The sequence below is a fragment of the Pseudoduganella sp. GW821-FHT05F09 genome, from assembly GCF_059419605.1.
The window spans coordinates 578,132-594,850 of record NZ_JBWKSD010000002.1 but is presented as its reverse complement, the minus strand read 5'-3'; the positions used below and the strand labels follow the sequence as shown (position 1 = coordinate 594,850).

General features: G+C 65.8%; 16 protein-coding genes. 11 read left to right on the top strand and 5 right to left on the bottom strand.

Translation table 11 applies throughout. The features are described 5' to 3' along the window. Positions 1 to 126: 126 nt before the first annotated feature. Both fdxA and AC07S4_RS07885 read right to left on the bottom strand, forming a co-directional pair. The gene (fdxA, locus tag AC07S4_RS07890; RefSeq protein ID WP_161072494.1) at positions 127 to 447 is read right to left on the bottom strand and encodes a ferredoxin FdxA; all 321 of its coding nucleotides are present in this window, start codon (positions 445 to 447) and stop codon (positions 127 to 129) included. Positions 448 to 599: 152 nt separating this feature from the next. Then, positions 600 to 2,030 carry a hypothetical protein gene (locus AC07S4_RS07885; RefSeq protein WP_494986112.1) on the bottom strand — a complete coding sequence of 477 codons (1,431 nt, stop codon included), beginning with the start codon at positions 2,028 to 2,030 and terminating at the stop codon, positions 600 to 602. Between the two features lie 138 nt (positions 2,031 to 2,168). Here AC07S4_RS07885 and AC07S4_RS07880 point away from each other — a divergent pair, with 138 nt between their 5' ends. Together AC07S4_RS07880 and AC07S4_RS07875 are read left to right on the top strand one after the other, a co-directional pair. Then, complete coding sequence (locus AC07S4_RS07880; RefSeq protein ID WP_494986111.1) at positions 2,169 to 3,443, top strand: putative Na+/H+ antiporter; 1,275 nt, start codon at positions 2,169 to 2,171, stop codon at positions 3,441 to 3,443. A 35-nt stretch (positions 3,444 to 3,478) separates the two neighbouring features. Beyond that, the gene (locus tag AC07S4_RS07875) at positions 3,479 to 3,760 is read left to right on the top strand and encodes a polyhydroxyalkanoic acid system family protein (protein WP_494986110.1); all 282 of its coding nucleotides are present in this window, start codon (positions 3,479 to 3,481) and stop codon (positions 3,758 to 3,760) included. A gap of 44 nt (positions 3,761 to 3,804) precedes the next feature. Here the strand turns inward: AC07S4_RS07875 and AC07S4_RS07870 are convergent, their stop codons facing one another. After that, positions 3,805 to 4,062, bottom strand: coding sequence for an acyl-CoA-binding protein (locus AC07S4_RS07870; RefSeq protein ID WP_494986109.1), 258 nt, complete (start codon positions 4,060 to 4,062; stop codon positions 3,805 to 3,807). Positions 4,063 to 4,222: 160 nt separating this feature from the next. On the opposite strand from AC07S4_RS07870, the gene AC07S4_RS07865 reads away from it, so the two are divergent. Continuing rightward, a complete protein-coding gene (locus tag AC07S4_RS07865) occupies positions 4,223 to 5,638 on the top strand; it encodes a wax ester/triacylglycerol synthase family O-acyltransferase (RefSeq protein WP_494986108.1) in 1,416 nt (471 codons plus the stop codon). A 49-nt stretch (positions 5,639 to 5,687) separates the two neighbouring features. On the opposite strand, the gene AC07S4_RS07860 is transcribed toward AC07S4_RS07865, so the two are convergent. Beyond that, entirely contained in the window at positions 5,688 to 5,975 is a 288-nt protein-coding gene (locus AC07S4_RS07860) for an HU family DNA-binding protein (protein ID WP_132136728.1), read from the bottom strand. 182 nt (positions 5,976 to 6,157) lie between these two features. Between AC07S4_RS07860 and AC07S4_RS07855 the strand changes: the two genes are divergently transcribed. Further along, positions 6,158 to 6,886 (top strand): hypothetical protein, encoded by a 729-nt coding sequence (locus AC07S4_RS07855; protein WP_494986107.1) that lies wholly within the window; start codon positions 6,158 to 6,160, stop codon positions 6,884 to 6,886. A 13-nt stretch (positions 6,887 to 6,899) separates the two neighbouring features. Here AC07S4_RS07855 and AC07S4_RS07850 read toward each other — a convergent pair whose 3' ends face one another. Continuing rightward, positions 6,900 to 7,256, bottom strand: a complete 357-nt coding sequence (locus tag AC07S4_RS07850; RefSeq protein ID WP_494986106.1) for an FKBP-type peptidyl-prolyl cis-trans isomerase — start codon at positions 7,254 to 7,256, stop codon at positions 6,900 to 6,902. Positions 7,257 to 7,405: 149 nt separating this feature from the next. On the opposite strand from AC07S4_RS07850, the gene AC07S4_RS07845 reads away from it, so the two are divergent. The 7 genes from AC07S4_RS07845 (at position 7,406) to AC07S4_RS07815 (ending at position 16,675) form a co-directional block, all read left to right on the top strand. Then, positions 7,406 to 8,377 (top strand): YVTN family beta-propeller repeat protein, encoded by a 972-nt coding sequence (locus AC07S4_RS07845; protein ID WP_494986105.1) that lies wholly within the window; start codon positions 7,406 to 7,408, stop codon positions 8,375 to 8,377. A gap of 7 nt (positions 8,378 to 8,384) precedes the next feature. After that, positions 8,385 to 9,185, top strand: coding sequence for a polysaccharide deacetylase family protein (locus AC07S4_RS07840; protein WP_494986104.1), 801 nt, complete (start codon positions 8,385 to 8,387; stop codon positions 9,183 to 9,185). Further along, positions 9,182 to 10,180 (top strand): sterol desaturase family protein, encoded by a 999-nt coding sequence (locus AC07S4_RS07835; RefSeq protein WP_494986103.1) that lies wholly within the window; start codon positions 9,182 to 9,184, stop codon positions 10,178 to 10,180. Before AC07S4_RS07840 ends, AC07S4_RS07835 begins: the two co-directional genes overlap by 4 nt. A gap of 10 nt (positions 10,181 to 10,190) precedes the next feature. After that, entirely contained in the window at positions 10,191 to 11,000 is an 810-nt protein-coding gene (locus AC07S4_RS07830) for an EI24 domain-containing protein (protein WP_494986102.1), read from the top strand. A 9-nt stretch (positions 11,001 to 11,009) separates the two neighbouring features. Beyond that, a complete protein-coding gene (locus AC07S4_RS07825; protein WP_494986101.1) occupies positions 11,010 to 11,795 on the top strand; it encodes a competence/damage-inducible protein A in 786 nt (261 codons plus the stop codon). 296 nt (positions 11,796 to 12,091) lie between these two features. Continuing rightward, positions 12,092 to 15,244, top strand: coding sequence for a transglycosylase domain-containing protein (locus tag AC07S4_RS07820; protein WP_494986450.1), 3,153 nt, complete (start codon positions 12,092 to 12,094; stop codon positions 15,242 to 15,244). 93 nt (positions 15,245 to 15,337) lie between these two features. After that, positions 15,338 to 16,675, top strand: a complete 1,338-nt coding sequence (locus tag AC07S4_RS07815; protein ID WP_494986449.1) for a TAXI family TRAP transporter solute-binding subunit — start codon at positions 15,338 to 15,340, stop codon at positions 16,673 to 16,675. The last annotated feature ends 44 nt before the right edge of the window (positions 16,676 to 16,719 follow it).

The window sequence follows — 16,719 nt, the reverse complement described above, 5'->3', positions numbered from 1 at the left end:
CACTGGATATAAAGATAATACGGGAGAAAAAGCAAAAAAAGCAGCGTTTCCGCTGCTTTTCTGTAGGAAGTGTCCGAGGTGTGGTGCTGGGGGCACGCGGCGCGCGGCCCCATTTCACCAGATGGATCAGCGCTTCAGCAGGTGCAACTTGTCCTGGACGTCCTTGAATTGTTCCGCTTCCGGCAGGGCCGCCTTGGTCTTGGTGATGGACGGCCAGTGCGTGAGCTCGGCGTTGATCTTGATGAATTTCACCTGGTCGGCCGGCACGTCTTCCTCGGCGAAAATCGCGTTTACCGGGCATTCCGCCACGCAGACCGCGCAGTCGATGCACTCGTCCGGATCGATAATCAGGAAGTTCGGGCCTTCGCGGAAGCAATCTACCGGGCAAACATCGACGCAGTCGGTGTAACGGCAGCTGATGCAAGATTCGGTAACTACGTGGGTCATGACAGTCCTATCTATGTTGGTCGCACGGCAAAGCACTGTATTTTAAGGTAATTTGCGCGCCGCCACAATTCGCCGCCGGTTTTAGCTTAGATACTATGCGCATAAGCAAATGCGGATGGGGCGGCGAATGGGGCGCGCAAGCGGCCGCTTTTTCACGCGCCGTTGCGCGCGGCGTAGCCTTGGCACCAGCGCGCCAGCTCGGCGCGCTCCTGGTCCAGCGCGTCTTCCAGCTCGAAGTACTGGGCGTTGTTCATGGTGCCGCAGCAGGCGCGCCTGTCCTGCGGCGCGCCGGGCAGGTCTTCCACGGCGGGCGCCAGTTCGGCCGTTTCGCCGTTGGCCTGCTGCGCGCCGGCCCCTTCCTCCTCGAGCGCATGGGCGGGCGCGATCACCACTTCGCGCACGCTGAAGCGGTCGCGGATGAAGCCGGCGTACTCGGCCGGCTTGCCGTCCTCGGCCACGATGCGCAGCATCTGGTTCACCACGTGGGCGTAGGTGGCCTTGTGGTCGGGCGCGGCCATCAGCGAGCGCAGCACGAGGCCGCACAGGTATTCGCCCACCCGGTGCAGCAGGGCGGCGTCGTCCTCCAGGCCGGGGTGGCGCTCGTGCGCGAACATGTCGGCCAGGATGTCGTAGATGGCGCCGGTGAACACCTGCGAAATGGCGTGCACCTCGTTGCCGGCCTCGGACAGCTTGAGGTCGTTGTCCGCGTTGCGCAGGCCGTTGGGCCGGCCGAGCGCCAGGCCGAACTGTTCGGCCATGTCGGCCAGGAAGGTCTTGTCGTGCAGGTCGGCCTTGGTCTGGGCGATGACGGCCTCGGTCTGGTCGAGCTGGGACAGGGTCAGGAAGATGGCGGTCAGGTCGCCGAAGGATTCGTGCAGGCCGCCGGTCTGTGGCGGGTTGTTGCTCAGCAGCCAGCGCGGCTTCAGGCCGTCCAGCACCGCGTGTCCGGTTTCGTGCGCCACGATGTCGAAGGAGCGGCAGGTGTACATGCGCTCGCTCGCGCCGCTGGGCACGAAGTCGCCGAACTTCAGGGCGCGCTCGTCGCGGCTGTAGTAGGCGTTCATCACGTCCGGCAGGCCGTGCGGGAAGACCTGCAGCGGATTGGTGTTGCTGGCGCTGTTCCACTGCCAGGGCAGCGGCGCGGCGGCGCCGCCGGTGGCCAGCGCGCGCTGGTACATGGTCAGCGTCTGGCGCACCACGGCGAAGGTGTGCACGGCGTCGAACTGGTCGGTGTTGGGCTGCATGATGAAGTCGCCGAATGTGTTGGGGCTGACCGAGGGGATGCCCGGCGCGCCGCTGGCGATGCGGGCGTCGCGCGGGCCTTCCAGGATCACGCCGGGCAGGAAGGTCTTGCGCGTGCCCATTTCGGTCACCGACGGGTCCTGCTTCCAGATCAGCACGCGCGAACCGGCCGGGAAGGCCGGCGCGGCCTGGCCGTTGGTGTTGCGGCAAGGCCGCCCCGGCTGCAAGGTGGCCTGCGCGGCCTTGCGGTGCACGCGGTACGGCGCGGACGGGGTCGGCACATAGCCGACCGGCAGGCGGTTGGGCTGGGTCAGCACAGTTTCTATGACGTCGGATTCCATAATCTTCTCCAGTTCGAAAGAGCGGCGGCCGGATGCGCGCCGATTACAGAGTGTGGCCCGGCGCGGGCTGCGGCCATTTGCGTTTGCGCAAACGGCGCTGTCGTACAATGCCGCTAGCACAGGCATACAGGAGACAGCGTGGCACCCGGCACTATCGACATCATTGGCGCGGCCCTGTTCGCGGTCGCCATTGCGCATACTTTTTCCACCAAGCTGTTCGAGCGGCTGGCGCACGCCCGCCCGGCGCACGCCGGACTGTGGCATTTGCTGGGCGAGGTGGAGGTGGTGTTCGGCTTCTGGGCGCTGGTGCTGGTGCTGTGCATGTTCGCGCTGCAGGGACGGGACGGCGCCATCGCCTATCTGGACGGGCGCAACTTCACCGAGCCGCTATTCGTGTTCGTCATCATGGTGATCGCCGCCACCCGGCCTATCCTGCAGACCACGGCCGCCGGCGTGGGCCTGCTGGCGCGCGCGCTGCCGCTGCCGGGCAGCATGGGGCCGTATATCGTGATCCTGGCCGTGGTGCCGCTGCTGGGCTCCTTCATCACCGAGCCGGCCGCCATGACGCTGGGCGCGCTGATACTGGCGCGCCGCATTTTCGCCGCCGGCATTTCGCCGCGCCTGCAGTACGCCACGCTGGGCGTCCTGTTCGTCAACGTCTCGATAGGCGGCACGCTCACGCCCTTCGCCGCGCCGCCGGTGCTGATGGTGGCGGCCAAATGGAACTGGGACACGGCGTTCATGCTCAGCCACATCGGCTGGAAGGCGGCCGCCGCCGTGTTTTTCAATGCGGTGGCCGCCGCGCTGCTGTTTGCGCGCGAGCTGCGCCGGCTGGACGACCCCAGCGACGGCATCGGTCCGGGCGAAGTCAAGGAGGCGCCGGTGCCGGCGGCGCTGGTGCTGGTGCACCTGCTGTTCCTGGCTGGCGTGGTGGTGTTTTCGCACCACAGCGCGGTGTTCATGGGCCTGTTCCTGTTCTTCCTCGGCGTGGCGCACGCCTACGAGCGGCACCAGGACAGGCTGATGCTGCGCGAGGGCCTGATGGTGGCCTTCTTCCTGGCCGGGCTGGTGGTGCTGGGCGGACAGCAGCAGTGGTGGCTGCAGGGCGCGTTGATGAGCATGAGCAGCAGCGCGGTCTACTACGGCGCCACCGCGCTGACGGCCGTCACCGACAACGCCGCGCTGACCTACCTGGGCTCGCTGGTGGAAGGCCTGAGCGATGACTTCAAGTACGCGCTGGTGACTGGCGCCGTGACCGGCGGCGGCCTGACGGTGATCGCCAACGCGCCCAATCCGGCCGGCATGGCGCTGCTCAAGCGCTACTTCGGCGACGGCTGCGTCAGCCCGCTGGGCCTGCTGCTCGGCGCCCTGCCGCCGACGGTCGTGGCCATACTGGCGTTCCGCCTGCTGTAAAATGGCGCCCGCCCCAGATCAAGGAGAGAATATTCGTGGCAGACATCAATATCGTTCAGGAACACAGCCTGACGCCAAAAAAAGCCCGCGACGCGGCGCAGAAGGTCGCTGAGAAGCTGGCCGAGGAGTTCGACCTGGCATACGAGTGGGACGGCGACGTGCTGCGCTTCGAGCGCAGCGGCGTGAACGGCACGCTCACGCTGACCAAGCACAAGGCCGAGATGTTCATCAAGCTGGGCTTTTTGTTCGGCGCCTTCGCGCCTGTCATCCAGAGCAAGGCGGCCGAGAAGATGGCCAAGATTTTCGGCGCGGCCTGATGCGCCGCCGGTTGTAAGAAAGCCCGCTGCTGCGGGCTTTTGTTTTATGCGGCCTTCAGTTCTTCGATCAGGTCGATGTACTGCTGTTTGGCCTCGTCCTGGGCGGTGCCTTTCAGGTTGGCCCAGGCGTCGTATTTGGCGCGGCCCACCATGTCGGTGAAGCCTGGACGCGAACCTTCCACGTCGCCGGCCGAGCCTTGCTTGAACAGCGCATAGATCTTCAGCAGGGTCATATTGTCCGGACGCTCCGGAAGGTTTTTGGAATCGGCCATCGCCTGATCGAATTGTTCTTGCAGACTCATAAACTCTCCTAGAGTAATATCACTAAAGTAACTTTGCGCACGTCCGTGCCGAAGCCACATAATACAAAACTTATGCTGTGCTGGCGCGTTCGGCCTGAAACTATAGAGGAGAAACTCAAATATGCTGTCACAAGCCTTGTCGGCGCTTGGCCGCAGAAAAATGTCCACCGTGGATACGGCCTGGCTGCGCATGGACTCGGAAGGCAACCAGATGATGATAGTCGGCGTGGCCATGATGGCCGAGGCTATCGGCGTTGACGGGCTGAAAGAGGCCCTGCAGTCGCGCTTCCTGGCCTACCGCCGCTTCCGCAGCCGCGTGGTGACGGACCTGGCCGGCTCCTGGTGGGAGGAGGACGAGGTGGACCTGGACGACCACGTGGTCCACACCCGCCTGGACGACCAGGGCGGCGCCTGCAACAAGGCGGCGCTGCAGCGCATGGTGGGCCTGCTGTCGCAGCAGCCGCTGGACCCGGCGCGCCCGCTGTGGCAGATGCACCTGGTGGACAACTGCATCGGCGAGGACGGCAAGGTGCGCCAGGCGCTGATCGTGCGCATCCACCACTGCATCGCCGACGGCATTGCGCTGGTGGGCGTGTTCATGTCCATGTTCGGCCAGCACCCGGACGAGCAGCCCGCCAGGCCGGCCGCCGCCGCCGTGGCCGAGGCCGAAGCCAATCCCTGGGAGCAGATCCTCAACCCCATCACCGCCGCCGGCGTGAAGACCATAGACCTGTCCTCGTCGGTGCTGCTCAAGTCCATGAGCATGTGGGCCGACCTGGACAAAGTGGCCGGGCGCGTGGCCGCCGTCGGCCAGACCGCCGCCCAGCTCACCACGGACGCGGTCAAGCTCACCACCATGGCCGACGACAGCGCCACCCGCCTGAAGGGCAAGCCGAACGGCAAGAAGCATGTGTCCTGGAGCGAGCCGCTGCCGCTGGACGAGATCAAGGCGGTCAGCAAGGCCTACGGCTGCTCGGTGAACGACGTGCTGATGGCCAGCGTGGCCGGCGCCATCCGCGCCTACCTGAAGGACTGCGGCGACGAGGTGGCGGACGATTGCGAGGTGCGCGTGATGGTGCCGGTCAACCTGCGCAAGGCCAGCCGCCAGCAGCGCCTGGGCAACGCCTTCGGCCTGGTGCCGCTGGTGCTGCCGGTGGGCGTGGCCGATCCGGTGGCGCGGCTGATGGAGGTGCGGCGCCGCATGACGGAGCTCAAGGGCAGCTACACGGCGCTGGTGGCCATGTCGGTGCTGGGCGTGCTGGGCGCCTCGCCCAAGCAGGTGCAGAACGAAATCCAGAACTTCTTCGCGCGCAAGGCCACCGCCGTCATGAGCAATGTGCCGGGGCCCCAAAGCCCGCTCTACCTGGCCGGCAGCCGCCTGGACCAGATCATGTTCTGGGTGCCGCAGTCGGGCGATATCGGGGTGGGCGTCTCGATTTTGTCCTACAACGGCGGGGTGCAGTTCGGCATCGTGACCGACGACGCGCTGGTGAAAGACCCGGACAACATCATCCGCCGCTTCGCGCCGGAGTTCGAAAAACTGGTGCTGCTGGCGCTGATGGACGGCTGCGCATAAAAAAATGGCCGGGCTTAAAGCCCGGCCGGCAACCCAATCACCGAAATGATTATTTCTTCTTGGCTGGGTTCACTGCCGCTTTCAGGGTCGCGCCAGCGGAGAATTTCGGAGTTTTGGACGCGGCGATCTTGATCGCTTCGCCGGTTGCAGGATTGCGGCCTTTGCGTGCTGCACGCTTGGCGACGGAGAAGGTGCCGAAGCCGGTGATGCCGACCGTGTCGCCCTTTTTCAGACGCTCGGTAACGATGGCAATCAGAGTGTTCACTGCGTCGTTGGCCGCTGCGCCCGACATTTCGGTACGCTTAGCAAATTCTGCAATCAGTTCGCCTTTTTTCATTACTACCTCCTTGGTTAATAGAGCGCGCAGATTAGCACATAATTATTGCCTGGAGTAAGAATCTGCTGACAGAATTTTCCAAAGTAAGCCATACGGGCGTTGGCCTGCGTCGATTTTGCGTCACGCCAGCTACCCCTGCCGCGCCTGTGGGGGTATGATCGGAACTAGCGAGGAACCGTATCATGAGCTTTTCGGACGACATCCTGATGGCATACGCCGACGGCGAACTGGACCAGGCAACCCGGCGCGCCGTGGAGGCGGCCGCGCTGCGCGACGCCGTGCTGGCGCAGCGCCTGGCCCGTTTCCAGACGGCCCGGCAGCGCCTGGCCGCGCCGCGCCGGGGCGCCACCGTGGTGCAGCTGGCGGCTGTGCGCGCCACCCGCGCCGCCACCCAGCAGGCCGCGCGCAAGGCGCGCAAGGGCTGGCGCTGGTCGTGGCTGGAATGGGGCGCGCTGGCGGCGGTGCTGGCGCTGGGGGTAGGGCTGGGCAAGTTCGGCCTGGCCGACTGGCAGCCGGACCCGCAGGCGCCGCCCAGCGTTGCCTGGCGCGACGGAACGCTGCTGGCGCAGGGCAGGCTGGCGCTGGCGCTGGACCAGGCGCCGTCCGGCGCGGGCGGCGTGTACGGCGGCACGGTGCGCATCGTGGGCAGCTATGTGGCGGTGGACGGCGGATATTGCCGCAGCTTTACGGCCAATGGCGGCGCGGGCGCGCAGGGACTGGCGGGGCTGGCGTGCAAGGGAGCGGGGGGATGGCGGCTGCCGGTGCTGGTGCAGTATCCGGCGGCGGCGGACAAGCCTGCCCGCGCCGAACTGCCGGCGGCGGTGCAGGCCGTGGTGGAACAGCGCAGCAACGGCGCCACGCTGGACGCGGCGGCCGAGCGGGACGCCATGCAGAACGCCTGGCTGCGCTGATAAAGCCCGGGGCTTAAACGCCCAGCAGTTCCACTTCAAAGATCAGGGTGGCGTTCGGCGGGATCACGCCGCCGGCGCCGCGCGAGCCGTAGCCCAGGTCGGCCGGGATGGTCAGCACGCGGGTGCCGCCGATTTTCATGCCTTGCACGCCTTCGTCCCAGCCGCGGATGACCATGCCGGCGCCCAGGGCGAATTCGAACGGGTCGTTGCGGTCCTTGCTGGAATCGAACTTCGAACCCTTGCTGCCGTCGTCGTTGCGCAGCCAGCCGGTGTAGTGAACGGTAACGTTCTGGCCTGCTTTGGCTTCGGCGCCTTCGCCTACGGTGACGTCGTCGTACTGCAGGCCGGATGGGGTGGTGATAGTGGACATAATGTTCCTTTTCTTGGTTAGCTTAGTCATTTATTGTAGTCGGTGCCGCGCTTCGGCGCTATTCCCCACCATTATTGTCGCCATTTGCGCCTCACTTGAGGCGGTTTGCACTTAGAATAGGGTTTTGCTATTCAGAAGCGATTCACGTCATGTTCCGCAGTCTCCGCCGCATCGTATTTTCCAGTGTCTGCCTGGTTTCCGCCTTCAGTTCGGCGCAAGCGAACGTGGTAGTCGTGCTCAATTCGCGCGACGCCACCGTCCAGCTGCTGGACCAGGCCAGCTACAAGACCCTGTCCACCTTCCCCGTCGGCAAGGAGCCGCACCACCTGATGGCCACGCCGGACAACAAGTCCCTGATCGTGGCCAGCTCGGTGGGCAATGAGCTGGTGTTTCTTGATCCCAAGACCGGCCAGGCCCAGCGCACCATCAAGGACATCCTCGACCCTTACCAGATCGGCTTCTCGCCGGACCAGAAGTGGTTCGTGGTGACCTCGCTGCGTTTGGACCGCATCGACATCTACAAGTTCGACGGCAAGAATTTCACGCTGTCCAAGCGCCTGCCGCTGGCCAAGCTGCCCAGCCATATCGCGTTCGACGCGGCCAGCACCATGGCCTTCATCACCCAGCAGGGCAGCGACCAGGTTAGCTGCATCGACCTGAAAACCCAGCAGATCAAGTGGACGCTGCCGGTAGGCAAGCTGCCGGCCGGCATTTCGATGACGCCGGACGACAAGCATTTGCTGGTTGGCATCATGGGCAGCGACTACGTGGAAGTGATCGACTGGCGCACCCAGAAGACGGTCAAGAAGATCAAGGCCGGCAACGGCACGCACAACTTCCGCGCGCTGGGCGACGGCCGCCTGACCTATGTGTCCAACCGCGTGTCGAACACCATCAACATCATCGACCAGAAGACGCTGGAAAACGTGGGCACCATCAATGTGCCGGGCGGCCCGGACTGCATGGAGATCACCGACGACAAGAAAACCATGTGGGTCACGCTGCGCTGGATTAAGAAAGTGGCCGTGGTGGACCTGGCGACCCGCAAGGTGGTCAAGCTGATCCCGGTCGGCCGCTCGCCGCATGGCGTGTTCTTCGCCAATTCCTCGCCGCGCGTCTGATCCTGCCATGAGCGGCCTGCTGCTACCGGGCGGCGCTGCCGCCCTCATCGTCTACCTGATCGCGCCCACGGCCGCCAGCGCGGCGGCCGCGTGCCAGGGCACCATTTACCTCACTTTCGACACCGGCAGCCAGTCCCAGGCCGAGCTGATCGCGCAGACACTGAACCGGCACCAGATCAAGGCCACCTTCTTCCTCGCCAACGAGAAGACGGTGCGCGGCGACTATTCGCTGGACCCGTCCTGGGCGCCGTTCTGGAAGGCGCGCGTGGCCGAAGGCCATGCCTTCGGCTCGCACACCTTCGACCACGTCTACTGGCTCAAGGACGGCGCGGACGGCAAGCTGCAGGTCAAGCCGCAGTTCGGCGCCGGCGCCGGCAAGGCGCAAAGCTGGAGCCCGGCCCAGTACTGCGAGGAGATCAAGCGCGTCGACAGCCGCTTCCGGCAGCTCACCGGCAGCCATCTCGACCCCATCTGGCGCGCGCCCGGCGGCAAGGTGTCGCCGCGCAGCCTGGCGGCCGCGCAGGCCTGCGGCTACGCGCACGTGGGCTGGGCCAAGGCCGGCTTCTCGGGCGACGAGCTGTCCAGCGCGGCCTGGCCGAACGCGGCCCTGCTGCAGAAATCCCTGGGCGAACTGCGCGGCGGCGACATCTTCATGGCCCACATGGGCATCTGGTCGCGCAAGGACCCGTGGGCGCCGGCCAACCTGGAGCCGTTGATCGCCGGACTGAAACAAAAGGGCTTTTGCTTCGCCACGCTGCGCGAGCACCCTGACTATGTCTCCCAATTCAAGCGTACTGTAAAACCATGATGCAACTGCTAAGCGACTGGCTGGGCATGGCCCAGGGCTGGTTGTTCGAAACCGTGATCCAGCCCTTCCTGTTCTATGCCGGCCTGGGCGACATCACCGAGGAAGCCTTTGAGGGCACGGAATGGCTGCTGATCGGCCTGGCCGAGATGGTGCTGCTGTTCCTGGTGCTGCGGCCCATGGAGGCGCTGATCCCGGTGCACAAATTCACCGACCCGCGCGCGCGCTGGAACGACTTCATCTACACCGCGCTGCACCGCCTGGGCCTGTTCACGGTGGTGATCTTCTTCACGCTGGACCCGCTGCTGGACCACCTGAACGCCCTGCTGCGGCTGGAGGACGTGCATCCCTTCAACCTGGAGAGCCTGTTCCCCGGCATGGGGCCGCTGGGCAGCTTCGTGCTGTATCTGCTGCTGCTGGACTTCGTCGATTACTGGTACCACCGCGCCTCGCACCAGTTCAACTGGTGGTGGGGCCTGCACAGCCTGCACCACAGCCAGATGAATATGAACCTGTGGAGCGACGACCGCAACCATGTGCTGGACGACCTGCTGCGCGACATCGTCATGGCCCTGGTGGCCATCGGCGTGGGCGTGCCGCCGGCGCAGTACGTGCTGCTGGTGTCGCTGTCGCGCATGGTGCAAAGCCTGCAGCACGCCAATGTGCGCATCCATTTCGGCGCCATCGGTGAGCGCCTGCTGGTGTCGCCGCGCTTCCACCGCATGCACCACGCCATCGGCGTGGGCCACGAGTCGAAAGGCAAGGGCACGCTGGGCGGCTGCAATTTCGCGGTGCTGTTCCCGGTCTGGGACATGCTGTTCCGCACCGCCAATTTCACGCCCGAGTTCGTGCAGACCGGCATCCGCGACCAGCTGCCGCGCACCGCGCCGGACGGCAGCGTGGCGCCGGGCCGCGAGTACGGGCGCGGCTTCTGGCAGCAGCAGTGGCTGGGCCTCAAGCGCATGGTGCACAACTTCGGCAAGGAGCCAACTGAATGAAGGTTGAACAATGAAGGCGGTACTGAACGCCTACGGGCGCGCGCTGCTGTCCCAGCTGCACGGCAAGATGCTGATGCTGAGCATCGTGCCCTTCCTGCTGTCGGTGGCGCTGTGGGCCGTGCTGCTGTACTTCTGCCTGCAGCCCATGGTGGACTATCTGCATGCGGCCTTTGTCGAGCACGAACTGTTCGACGCCAGCGGCAGCTGGCTCAACGCGATCGGGCTGGGCGTGCTCAAGACCGTGGTGCCGCCGCTGATCGCCATGCTCACGCTGCTGCCGCTGATGATACTGACGGCGCTGATCTTTATCGGCGTGGCCGCCATGCCCTTCGTGGTGCGCCACGTGGGCGGGCGCCACTATCCGCAGCTGGAGAAAAAGCGCGGCGGCAGCATCGCCGGCAGCGTGGCCGCCGCGCTGGGCGGCTTCGCCATCTTCGTGCTCGTGTGGTTCCTGGCGCTGCCGCTGTATCTGTTCCCGCCGGCCGCGCTGCTGGTGCAGGTGCTGCTGTGGGGCTGGCTGACGCAGCGCGTGATGAGCTACGACGCGCTGGCCGACTACGCCAGCGAGGACGAACGCGCCGAACTGCGCCGCGCGCACCGCTGGCCGCTGATGGCGATCGGCGTGGTGTCCGGCGTGGCCGGCGCCATTCCGGGCATGGTGTGGGTGGGCGGCGCCACCATCGCCGTGGTGTTCTTCCCCTTCCTGGCGGCCGCCTCGATCTGGCTGTACGTGCTGATTTTTATCTTCACCGGCCTGTGGTTTGAGTATTATTGTCTGGAGGCGCTGCAGCAGCAGCGCGCACGCACACCAACAGAATAGGGCAGGGCTATGGCTATCGGACTTATCATCATCGGCGACGAGATCCTGTCGGGCAAACGCGTCGACCAGCACTTCCCCAAAGTGGTGCAGCTGCTGGCCGCGCGCGGCTTGCAGCTGGGCTGGGCCGAGTACCTGGGCGACGATCCGGTGCGCATCACGGCCGCGCTCAAGCGCAGCTTCGCCAGCGGCGACATCGTGTTCTCCTGCGGCGGCATAGGCGCCACGCCGGACGACCACACGCGCCAGGCCGCGGCCGACGCGCTGGGCCTGCCGCTGGTGCTGCATGAACAGGGCAAACACAACATCCAGCAGCGCATCCTGCAGATGGGCCGCGAGGCGGGCCAGGCGGTGGACCTGGAGTCGGCGGAAAACCTGCACCGCCTGAAGATGGCGGAGTTCGCCGAAGGCGCCGCGCTGATTCCCAACCCCTACAACAACGTGGCCGGCTTTGCGCTGGGCACGCACTACTTCGTGCCCGGCTTTCCGGTCATGGCCTGGCCCATGATTGAATGGGTGCTCGACACCCATTACGCCGACCTGTTCAACCGCGAGCCGCGCGCCGAGCACGGCGTGCTGGTGTACGAGGCGGCCGAGTCGGCGCTGACGCCGCTGATGGTGGCGCTGGAAGCGCAGTACCCGCGCATCAAGGTGTTCAGCCTGCCCAGCGTGGGCGACGCCAACACGCGCCGCCATATCGAGCTGGGCGTGAAAGGCGAGCCGGGCCAGGCGGCTGCGGCCTATGCGCATATGTGCGCGGAGCTCGACAGCCTGAAGGTGGAGTACGCGCGGCTGTAGGACGTCCGATGACGGCTCAGCCGTATGCGTTGTTTTTTTGCGAAAAAGACTGGGTGCAGATCAAATAATCGGCGTAGCGGCCTGTGCGTGCGGGTCCGATGTGGTGCAATGGATAGCAAGAGCAGTACCACTGATACAGCACCGGTTTAAGTAATATCATGTCAAGCAACCCAAGCAATCGACGTTTCCGCAGGCCCCTTATTGTTGCGCGCGCAGTGCGTAAATTGCGTGCAGGCGCAGCGGTATTCGGCATCCGCCGCAACCGTCTGCGCGTGGTGCCGCCACCGCAAACCGCCGTGCTGCTGCATGCGCAGGCGGCCGAACCGGAAGCGTCCGAGCCCGGCAAGCCCAAGAGCAAGCGCTCGCGCAACGCCTTCATCCTGTTGCTGCTGGTGCTGCTGTCGCTGGCCATCTGGTGGATGCTGCAGGAAATGCGCACCTCGTCCATGCAGGCCAAGTTCTTCTCCGAACTGGCGGGCAAGATCAGCTACAAGGTCGAACCCGGCCCGAGCAAAGCCATCCGCTACCCGCACGACAGCCCTTACGACGAGCGCCTGGGCTACGCCAACCTGCCTGACTACCTGGGCAAGCTGAAAGCGCGCGACTACGAAGTGGCGGCGCAGGCGCGCTTCTCGCCCAAGATGGTGGAGCTGGCCGACATGGGCATCTTCGCCACCTACCGCGAGAAAACCCGCACCGGCCTGAACATCGTGGACTGCCGCGCCGAGCCGCTGTTCACCGCCAGCTATCCCGAGCGCATCTATCCCGGATTCAAGGAGACGCCGACCGCGCTGGTGCAAAGCCTGCTGTTCATCGAGAACCGCGAGCTGCTGGACAACACCTATCCGAAGCGCAATCCGGCCGTGGAGTGGGACCGCCTGAGCAAGGCGGTGCTGGAGAAATCGGTCAGCGCCGTGGCGGGCGGCCACCGCGCCGCCGGCGGCAGCACGCTGGCCACGCAGATTGAGAAATACCGCCACTCGCCGGAAGGCCGCACCGGCTCGATGAAGGACAAGCTGCAGCAGATGATCTCGGCCACCTTGCGCGCCTACCAGTACGGTCCGGACACCAGCGGCGTGCGGCGCCAGATCGTGGTGGACTACCTGAACACGGTGCCGCTGTCGGCCAAGCCGGGCTACGGCGAAGTGAACGGCATCGGCGACGGCATGTGGGTCTGGTATGGGCGCGACTTCAAGGAGGTCAACCGCCTGCTGGGCGGCAAGATGGACCAGCCGGGCAGCGCGCTGGCCTTCAAGGAGGCCCTCAGCCTGCTGATCGCGCAGCGCCGCCCCAGCTACTACCTGGGCGCCGGCGACGCCGACCTGGAAACGCTGGCCAACAGCCATCTGCGCGTGCTGGCGCAGGCCGGCATCATCACCCCCGAGCTGCGCGACGCGGCGCTGAAAGAGCGCCTGCATCCGGCCGCCGGCAACGGCCTGGCGGCGGCGCCGGACATGTCCTTCGTCGAGCGCAAAGCCTCCAACTCGGTGCGCAACCACCTGGCCAATCTGCTGGGCGACAACCGCATGTACAACCTGGACCGGCTGGACCTGAACGTGGTCAGCACGCTGGACGCGCAAGCGCAGCGCAAGGTCACGCAGGTGCTGCGCGACCTGCGCGACCCCGAAATGGCCAAGGCGGCGGGCCTGACCGGCAAAGGCATGCTGGGCAACGGCGACCCGGCCAATGTGGTGTACAGCTTCACCTTGCTGGAAAAAGGCGAGGGCGCCAACTTCCTGCGCCTGCAGACCGACAATTTCGACCAGCCGCTGGACATCAACGAAGGCGCCAAGCTGGACCTGGGCTCCACCGCCAAGCTGCGCACGCTGGTGACCTACCTGGACATCGTGGACCAGCTGCACAAGCGCTACAAGGACATGGGCCCGGACGAGCTGCGCAAGCAGGTGCTGGCGCCGCAGGACCGCCTGAGCCAGTGGGCCGTGGCCTATCTGCTGGAACATCCGTCGGACAAGCGCGGCCTGACCGACATGCTGGCCGACGCCATGGAGCGCAAATACTCCGGCAATCCGGGCGAAGGCTTCTTCACCGGCGGCGGCGTGCACACCTTCGGCAACTTCTCGAAAGAGGACGACAGCCGCATCCTGACCGTGCGCGAAGCGCTGCGCCGCTCCACCAACCTGGTGTTCGTGCGCCTGATGCGCGACGTGGTGAAGTACTACATGTTCCAGGCGCCCGGGTCCTCCGCCTCGCTGCTGGCCGACGCCGACGACCCGCGCCGCGCCGACTACCTGGCGCGCTTCGCCGACAAGGAAGGCAAGGAATTCCTGTACCGCTTCTATTCCAAGTACCGCGGCAAGCCGAAGGCGGAGCTGGACAAGATACTGGTGGCCAGCATCCGTCCCACGCCGGTGCGCCTGGCCAATATCCACCGCACCCTGTTCCCGAACGCCACAGTGGAGCAGTTCAGCACCTTCCTGAACGACAACCTGCCGTCGCAGAACGAGATCCAGGACGACCGCGCCGCCAAGATGTACGAGCAGTACGCGATGGACAAGTGGTCGCTGGCGGACCGCGGCTACCTGGCCAATGTGCATCCGCTGGAGCTGTGGCTGGTGGCCTATTTGCGCAACAACGAAGGCGCCACCATGGCGCAGGCCGTGGCGGCCAGCGAGAAGGAACGGCAGGAGGTCTACCAGTGGCTGTTCAAGACCCACCGCAAGCACGCTCAGGACAAGCGCATCGCCGGCCTGGTGGAGATGGAAAGCTTCATGGCCATCCACCGCCAATGGAAGAAGATGGGCTACCCCTTCGAGTCGCTGGTGCCTTCCTACGCCACCACGCTGGGCGCCTCGGCCGACCGGCCTTCCGCGCTGGCCGAGATGATGGGCATTATCATCAACGGCGGCGTGCGCCAGAGCAGCCAGCGCATCACCTCGCTGCACTTCGCGTCGGGCACGCCGTATGAAACGCTGCTCAAGCGCGGCAAGCCCACCAGCAACGAACAGATCCTGTCGCCGGAAGTGGCGCGCGCGGCGGCGGACGCGATCCGCGAAGTGGTGTCGGACGGCACGGCCAAGCGCGTCAAGGCCGCGTTCGTGAAAAGCGACGGCAGCATTATTCCGGTGGGCGGCAAGACCGGCACCGGCGACCAGCGCTTCGACGTGTACGGCGGCGGCGGACGGCTGATCGAGTCGCGCTTCGTGAACCGCTCGGCCACCTTTGTGTTCAATATCGGCGAGCGCTTCTTCGGCAGCATGACGGCCTATGTGCACGGGCCGGAATCGAAGAACTACGACTTCACCAGCGCGCTGCCGGTGCAGCTGCTGGTGGTGCTGGCGCCCAGCCTGATGCCGCTGATCGAACCCAATGCCGTGCCCAAGGCCGGCGTGGTGGCGGCTTCGCTGAACACCGGCGCGGCGGGCGCCAAGCCCACCCTGGCGCCTGCCGTGGGCGGCGCCACGCCGCCGCTGCGCGCCTGCGGCGGCTGATGCCAGGGCGCGCCGGCCCAGGCCGCGCGCGCCCCTTGCATGTTTGCTCATTTGTTGGCATGGTGTAGCCCCATGAAACCCATGCGCCACCACATGACCAAGATCCTCAAGTTCTCGCGCTTTTCGGTGCGGGACCTGATCGTCACCGCCGGTCCCACCATCCTCGCCATCGCCGCCGCCTGCGTGCTGGCCTACGTGCTGGTGGACCCCGCGCCGCCGCGCGTGGTGACGCTCTCCACCGGCCAGGAAAACGGCGCCTACGAGGCCTTCGGCAAAAAATACGCCGACCTGCTGGGCAAGCACGGCATCAAGGTGGTGCTCAAGCCGTCCACCGGCTCCTACGAAAACCTGCAGCGCCTGGCCGGCGGCGAGGCCGACATCGCCTTCCTGCAAAGCGGCACCACCAGCCAGGACGAGGCCGAGCGCAAAGGCCTGATCTCGCTGGGCAGCCTGTTCACCGAGCCGCTCTGGCTGTTCCTGCGCGAGGACGTCAAGGTCAAGGACCTGACGCAGCTGAAAGGCTTGCGCATCAACTTCGGCCCCGAGGGCAGCGGCGCGCCGCGCCTGTTCAAGCAGGTGCTCGAGGCCAACGGCCTGGAGCCGTCCGAGCTGAAAGTGAGCTCGCTGGCCAACACGCCCGCCACCGTGGAGCTGCTGGAAAAACGCATCGACGGCCTGGTGTTCAGCTCCGCGCCGGACGCGCCGCTGATCCAGATGCTGCTGATCACGCCCGGCATCAAGCTGTTCGACTTCACCCAGGCCGAGGCCTACACGCGCCGCCTGCCTTTCCTGACCCACGTGGTGCTGCCGCGCGGGATCGTGGACCTGGGCCGCGACCTGCCGGCCAAGGACTACCACCTGATCGCCCCCACCGCCACGCTGGTGGCGCGCGAGGACCTGCATCCCGCGCTGGTGGACCTGCTGGTGCAGGCGGCCAGCACCATCCACAGCGGCGCCGGCTGGTTCCAGCAGCAGGGTCAGTTCCCGTCGCCCAAGTACAGCGAGATCCCGGTGGCGCACGAGGCGGCCAAGTTCTACAAGGACGGCCCGCCTTTCCTGCAGCGCTACATGAGCTTCTGGCTGGCCAATTTCTTTGACCGCATGTGGGTGGTGGTGGTGGCGCTGGGCGCGCTGATACTGCCGCTGTCCAAAGTGGTGCCGCCGCTGTACGTGTGGCGCATCCGCTCGCGCGTGTTCCGCTGGTATGGCCAGCTGCGCACGGTGGAGCAGGCGCTGGCCGCCGCGCCGCCGGACCAGCGCGCCAAGGTCCACGCCGAGCAGCTCGAGCGCCTGAACGAGATCGAGGAAAAGGTGAACCAGATCTCGATACCGCTGTCCTTCGCCGACGACCTGTACGGCCTGCGCAGCCATATCAACCTGGTGCGGCAGCGCATCCTGGGGGCGCACGCGGAGGACGTACTGCCTGCATGATCGGTACGTAATATTACTTAATTGTTACAGCGGCGCGACACAGT